We start from the raw sequence: 6,870 nt of genomic DNA, 5'->3' as shown, positions 1-6,870 counted from the left end.
GGCCGGTGCGCCGCAAGGCGGCAACCTGCAGCGCGTGACGGTTGCGCAGGCATCGGCCCAGCCGGGGCTGCAGGACGTCAACATCATTCGCGACGCCAGCCTCGACCAATACCTTGAAGCGCACCAGCAATTCGCGCAGCAGCCCGTCGTCACGGGTTCGATGCCGCTGATCCGCGCTGCCGTGACCACCACGCCAGGCCAATAAACCCGATGCGGACATTGCAGTTGAATCACGCCATCTCCGGATGGAAGCGGCTGCCGGCCCTCCTGCTTTGCGCAGCCGCCCTGTTGTCCGTTCAATCCCTTCCTGCCAGCGCCCAGCAACCGGACGATCCCGTCGCGACCCGCAAGGGTGCCGCGGACTGGCTCGACCGTGTCCAGCAGGCGGCGCAGCAGCAGAGCTACGAAGGCACGTTCGTCTACCAGCGCGGCGGGTATGTGCAGTCGTCGCGCATCGCGCACGTCTCGTCCCGCGACGGCGAGTTCGAGCGCATCGAGACGCTTGACGGCAAGCCGCGCAAGCTGCTGCGCCATAACGACGAGCTGTACACGTTCGTGCCCGAGCGCAAGCTGTGCGTGGTCGAACGCCGTCAGACACGCGACTCGTTCCCCGCGCTGCTCGGCGCGAGCGGCGAGCACGTGATGTCCGTCTACGACGCAAAGTCGCTCGGCAAGGATCGCGTGGCGGGGATCGACGCGCAGGTCGTCGAACTCGTGCCGAAGGATGCGTACCGCTTCACGTACAAGCTGTGGGCCGACGCGCGCACCGGGCTGCTGCTGCGTTCGCAGACGCTCGATGCGAACGATCACGTGCTCGAGCAGATCGCGTTCTCGCAATTGCAGGCGGGCGGCGCAAGCGGCGACAAGGCCGCGATCGCGGCCGGCATGCGCAACCTGAACGGCTGGACGGTCGTGCGTCCGCCGGTCGCGACAGTCGACATGGAAGCGCAGGGCTGGCAGCTCGCACCGGGCGTGGCCGGTTTCCAGAAGATTCGTGAAGTGCGCCGGCCGATGGCCGCGCGCGACGCGGGCGAGCCGCCGATCCCGGTCGACCAGGCCGTCTTCACCGACGGCCTCGCGACGATCTCGGTCTTCATCGAGCCGGCCGAAAAGAATACGCGCAAGGAAGGCGCGGGCAGCACCGGTGCAACGAACGTGCTCGTGAAGCGCCGCGGCGACTACTGGATCACCGTGCTCGGCGAAGTGCCGCCGGCTACGTTGCAGCAGTTCGCGTCTGCCATAGAATACAAGGCTTCCAAGTAACGCTACGGCTTCCGACATGATGAAACTCACGCTGCGCAAATGGCTCGCGGCCGCGGCGCTGTCTGCCTGCTTGCCGCTCGTGCCGCATACCGCGTTCGCGGTGACGGCTCCCGCTGCCAGCCTGCCCGACTTCGCCGACCTGGTCGAAAAGGTCGGGCCGGCCGTCGTGAACATCCGGACCACCGCCAACGTGCCGACGAGCAGCGGCCCGCGCGGGATGCTCCCGCCGGGCTTCGACAACGGCGACATGTCGGAATTCTTCCGGCGCTTCTTCGGCATTCCGCTGCCGCAGGCGCCCGGCAACGGTAGCGGCAATGGCGGCGGCAATCCGAAGAGCGCGCCGACGCCGGACAATCCGCCCGACACCGAACAGAATCGCGGCGTCGGCTCGGGTTTCATCGTGTCGGCCGACGGTTACGTGATGACCAATGCGCACGTCGTCGACGATGCGGACACCATCTACGTGACGCTGACCGACAAGCGCGAATTCAAGGCGAAGCTGATCGGCGTCGACGATCGCACGGACGTCGCGGTCGTCAAGATCCAGGCGTCGAACCTGCCGGTGGTCGCGATCGGCGATTCGAACAAGGTGCGCGTCGGCGAGTGGGTCGTCGCGATCGGTTCGCCGTTCGGCCTCGACAACACCGTGACGGCCGGCATCGTCAGCTCGAAGAGCCGCAATACCGGCGACTACCTGCCGTTCATCCAGACCGACGTCGCCGTGAACCCCGGCAACTCGGGTGGCCCGCTGATCAACATGCAGGGCGAGGTGATCGGCATCAACTCGCAGATCTACAGCCGTACCGGCGGCTTCATGGGCATCTCGTTCGCGATCCCGATCGACGAGGCGATGCGCGTGGCCGACCAGCTGAAGGCGACGGGCAAGGTCACGCGCGGCCGGATTGCGGTCGCGATCGGCGAAGTGACGAAGGACGTGGCCGATTCGATCGGGCTGCCGAAGGCGGAAGGTGCGCTCGTCAGCAGCGTCGAGCCGGGCGGCCCGGCCGACAAGGCGGGCATCCAGCCGGGTGACATCATCCTGAAGTTCAATGGTCGTTCGGTCGATACGGCGTCGGATCTGCCGCGCATGGTCGGCGACACGAAGCCCGGCACCAAGGCGACGGTCAGCGTATGGCGCAAGGGTCAGGCACGCGATCTGCCGATCACGATCGCGGAGACGCCGGCCGAATCGACGGCGAAGGCCGAGCAGCGCAAGAACGTGCCGCAGAAGCCGCGCCAGACCAATTCGCTCGGTCTGACGGTCAGCGACCTGACGGCGGAGCAACTGAAGACGCTGAAGCTGAAGGGCGGCGTGCAGATCGACGGCGTCGACGGCCCGGCCGCCCGTGCGGGCCTGCAGCGCGGCGACGTCGTGCTGCGTGTCGGCGACACCGACATCACGAACGCGAAGCAGTTCGCCGACGTGACCGCGCAGCTCGATCCGCAGAAGGCGGTCGCGGTGCTCGTGCGGCGCGGCGACAACACGCAGTTCGTGCCGGTGCGGCCGCGCCAGAAGTAACGCGCCGATGTTTACGCTCTACGGCCGCGGCTGGTGCCACCTGTGCGACGACATGCGCGACGCACTGGCGCCGGTGGCGGCCGAATTCGGCGTCGCGGTCGATTACATCGACATCGACGCCGATGCGGCGCTTGTCGCCCGTTACGACGAGGATGTGCCCGTGCTGCTGCTGGACGGGGCGGAGGTATGCCGCCACCGGTTCGACGACGCACGGGTGCGCGAGGCGCTGACGGCACGGCGCTGAGCCTGGCCTGCCGCCGGCGGGTGTCGCTTCGCACGGGGCTTGACCCGGCAGGCGCCCCCGGCGGGCCACTGCACGGCCCGGCGTAGGAAATCCCGCCCGGCAAAGGCCTTTTCGGCTAAAATAAGCTGTTTTTTCACCGACTTACACAAGGCGTGCTCTGCAGTCGTCGAGCGCGCCTTTTTCGCTTGATCGGCACTGAATGGATCATATTCGCAATTTCTCGATCATCGCGCACATCGACCATGGCAAGTCGACGCTCGCGGATCGCATCATCCAGGTATGCGGCGGCCTCGCCGACCGTGAAATGGAGGCGCAAGTACTCGACTCGATGGATATCGAGCGCGAGCGCGGCATCACGATCAAGGCGCAGACGGCCGCGCTGTCCTATCGCGCACGCGACGGCAAGGTCTACAACCTGAACCTGATCGACACGCCGGGGCACGTCGACTTCTCGTACGAAGTCAGCCGTTCGCTGTCCGCATGCGAAGGCGCGCTGCTGGTCGTCGATGCGAGCCAGGGCGTCGAGGCGCAGACGGTCGCGAACTGCTACACGGCGATCGAGCTCGGCGTCGAGGTCGTTCCCGTGCTGAACAAGATCGACCTGCCGGCCGCGAACCCCGAAAACGCGATCGAGGAGATCGAGGACGTGATCGGCATCGACGCGACCGACGCGACGCGTTGCAGCGCGAAGACGGGTCTGGGCGTCGAGGACGTGCTCGAATCGCTGATCGCGAAGGTGCCGCCGCCGAAGGGCGATCCGGCCGCGCCGCTGCAGGCGCTGATCATCGATTCGTGGTTCGACAACTACGTCGGCGTCGTGATGCTCGTACGCATCGTTAACGGCACGCTGCGCCCGAAGGACAAGATCAAGCTGATGGCGACCGGCGCGCAGTATCCGGTCGAGCACATCGGCGTGTTCACGCCGAAGTCGCGCAATCTCGAAACGCTGTCGGCCGGGCAGGTGGGTTTCATCATCGCCGGCATCAAGGAACTGACGGCAGCGAAGGTCGGCGACACCGTCACGCACGTGACCAAGGCGGCCGTCGAGCCGCTGCCGGGCTTCAAGGAAGTGAAGCCGCAGGTGTTCGCGGGGCTGTATCCGGTCGAGGCTAACCAGTATGACGCACTGCGCGAATCGCTCGAGAAGCTGAAGTTGAACGATGCGTCGCTGCAGTACGAGCCGGAAGTGTCGCAGGCGCTCGGCTTCGGTTTCCGCTGCGGCTTCCTTGGCCTGCTGCACATGGAAATCGTGCAGGAGCGGCTCGAGCGCGAGTTTGACATGGACCTCATCACGACCGCGCCGACGGTTGTCTACGAGGTCATGATGAGCGACGGCGCGATCGTCAAGGTCGAGAATCCGGCGAAGATGCCGGAGCCGCCGAGGATCGAGGAGATTCGCGAGCCGATCGTCACGGTGAACCTGTACATGCCGCAGGACTACGTCGGCTCCGTGATCACGCTGTGCGAGCAGAAGCGCGGATCGCAGATCAACATGCAATATCACGGCCGTCAGGTGCAACTGACCTACGAGATCCCGATGGCCGAGATCGTGCTCGATTTCTTCGATCGCCTGAAGTCGGTGTCGCGCGGCTACGCGTCGATGGACTACGAGTTCAAGGAATACCGTGCGGCCGACGTCGTGAAGGTCGACATGCTGATCAACGGTGACAAGGTCGATGCGTTGTCGGTTATCGTCCACCGTTCGCAGTCGCAGTACCGCGGCCGCGAAGTGGCCGCGAAGATGCGCGAGATCATTCCACGCCAGATGTACGACGTGGCGATCCAGGCTACGATCGGCGCGCACATCATTGCCCGCGAGAACATCAAGGCGCTGCGCAAGAACGTGCTCGCGAAGTGCTATGGCGGCGACATCTCGCGAAAGAAGAAACTGCTCGAAAAGCAGAAAGCGGGTAAGAAACGGATGAAGCAGGTGGGTTCGGTCGAGATCCCGCAGGAAGCGTTCCTTGCAATCTTGCGCGTCGAAGACAAATAACAGGACTGATCCTTTTATGAATTTTGCGCTGATTCTTTTTGTGCTCGTCGTCTTGACGGGCGTAGCGTGGGTGCTGGACAAGCTGGTGTTCCTGCCGCGGCGACGCAAGGCGGCCGACTCGGCGATCGAGGAGTTCGATCGCCAGCAGTCGCGCATCGACAAGCGTTTCGCGGATGAAAACGCGGTGCAGACGCGTTCGAAGCTGCGCGACGAGAAGCTGCGCCAGCCGTGGTGGCTCGAGTACACGGCGAGCTTCTTCCCGGTGATCCTGGCGGTGTTCGTCGTGCGTTCGTTCGTCGTCGAGCCGTTCAAGATCCCGTCGGGCTCGATGGTGCCGACGCTGCTCGTCGGCGATTTCATCCTCGTCAACAAGTTCGAATACGGGCTGCGCCTGCCGGTCACGAACACGAAGATCACGCAGGGCAGCCCGCTGTCGCGCGGCGACGTCGTCGTGTTCCGTTATCCGAAGGACGAGTCGGTCGACTACATCAAGCGCGTGATCGGCCTGCCGGGCGATACCGTTGCTTACCAGGACAAGCAGCTCACGATCAACGGCCAGCCGGTGCCCGAAGCGCCGCTGCCCGATTTCTTCGACGACGAGCGCCAGAATTACGCGAAGCAGTTCGAGGAAACGATCGGCAACAAGAAGAACGCGATCCTCAACAACCCGGCCGTGCCGCCGTTCGTGATGGGCGCATACGACTATCCGTTTCGCGACAACTGCACGTACAACAGTCGCGGCGTGATCTGCAAGGTGCCGCCCGGTCATTACTTCATGATGGGCGACAACCGCGACAACAGTGCGGACAGCCGCTACTGGGGTTTCGTGCCGGACCAGAACATCGTCGGCCGCGCGTTCTTCATCTGGATGAACTTCAGCGACCTGAAGCGCATCGGTTCCTTCAACTGATCGCATTCGACTCATTCGCACTACGCGATGCACGGGCCGCGTCGCGTAGTGCCGAACTACTTTAAGAACCGGCGGTAACACCGCCTCGTCACGCCTTTTCGTGTCCAGCCGTGCCGTTTCGGCCCGACCGGCGCCCGCGTTATACTCCTGCACATGCCCCTATCCCAGTTGGAAAGCCGGCTGCGCTACGAATTTCGCAATGCGGAATTGTTGCGCCAGGCTTTGACCCATCGTAGTCACAGTGCCACGCACAACGAACGGCTCGAGTTTCTCGGCGATTCCGTTCTGAATTGCGCGGTGGCCGCCCTTTTGTTCCAGCGTTTCAGCAAGCTGGACGAAGGCGATCTGTCGCGCGTACGCGCCAACCTCGTCAAACAGCAGTCGCTGTATGAAATTGCTCAGGCCCTGAATATCTCGGACGGGCTGCGGCTCGGCGAGGGCGAACTGCGTAGCGGTGGGTTCCGCCGCCCGTCGATCCTCGCGGACGCGTTCGAAGCCATCATCGGGGCCGTGTTCCTCGATGGCGGCTTCGAAGCCGCCCAAGGGGTCATCAAGCGCCTCTATATCCCGATTCTCGACCACATCGATCCGCGCACGCTCGGCAAGGACGCGAAGACGCTGCTGCAGGAGTACCTGCAGGGGCACAAGATCGCGCTGCCGACTTACACGGTGGTCGCGACGCATGGTGCGGCGCACAATCAGCAATTCGAAGTCGAATGCACGGTGCCGAAGCTCGACGTGAAGGTGTCGGGCTCCGGTGCGAGCCGGCGCGCGGCCGAGCAGGCCGCCGCGAAGAAGGCACTCGATGAAGTGATGGCGGCCGCCCCGATGCTGGCCACGAAGCCGAAGCGCTCGAAAAACGCGCGCGGGTCGAAGCATGTCGAACCCGAAATCGTGCCGGGCGTGAAGGGCGTGCAGGAAGCGCTCGACCTGCGCTCGCC

Annotated in this window: 6 protein-coding genes and 1 pseudogene; all 7 read left to right on the top strand. The window is 64.5% G+C overall.

Features of this window, described 5'->3' with window-relative positions; translation table 11 throughout:
• Nucleotides 1-205 (top strand): annotated as a pseudogene (locus tag JYJ84_RS24545) (anti-sigma factor); the annotation flags it as partial.
• A 5-nt stretch (nt 206-210) separates the two neighbouring features.
• Complete coding sequence (locus JYJ84_RS24540) at nt 211-1,263, top strand: MucB/RseB C-terminal domain-containing protein (RefSeq protein WP_122944841.1); 1,053 nt, start codon at nt 211-213, stop codon at nt 1,261-1,263.
• Nucleotides 1,264-1,279: 16 nt separating this feature from the next.
• Nucleotides 1,280-2,782, top strand: coding sequence for a DegQ family serine endoprotease (locus JYJ84_RS24535; RefSeq protein ID WP_122944842.1), 1,503 nt, complete (start codon nt 1,280-1,282; stop codon nt 2,780-2,782).
• A 7-nt stretch (nt 2,783-2,789) separates the two neighbouring features.
• A complete protein-coding gene (locus JYJ84_RS24530) occupies nt 2,790-3,026 on the top strand; it encodes a glutaredoxin family protein (RefSeq protein ID WP_175221281.1) in 237 nt (78 codons plus the stop codon).
• A 199-nt stretch (nt 3,027-3,225) separates the two neighbouring features.
• Entirely contained in the window at nt 3,226-5,019 is a 1,794-nt protein-coding gene (lepA, locus tag JYJ84_RS24525; protein ID WP_122944844.1) for a translation elongation factor 4, read from the top strand.
• 16 nt (nt 5,020-5,035) lie between these two features.
• Complete coding sequence (gene lepB / locus JYJ84_RS24520) at nt 5,036-5,929, top strand: signal peptidase I (RefSeq protein ID WP_043181990.1); 894 nt, start codon at nt 5,036-5,038, stop codon at nt 5,927-5,929.
• Nucleotides 5,930-6,082: 153 nt separating this feature from the next.
• Nucleotides 6,083-6,870, top strand: a 788-nt coding sequence (gene rnc, locus JYJ84_RS24515; RefSeq protein ID WP_205189561.1) for a ribonuclease III, incomplete at its 3' end; no start/stop codon positions are given.

The sequence above is a fragment of the Burkholderia sp. LMG 13014 genome, from assembly GCF_905232215.1.
In the GTDB taxonomy this organism is placed as follows: Bacteria; Pseudomonadota; Gammaproteobacteria; order Burkholderiales; family Burkholderiaceae; genus Burkholderia.
The sequence above is the reverse complement of the archived record's forward strand: the minus strand, read 5'-3'. Positions and strand labels throughout refer to the sequence as shown.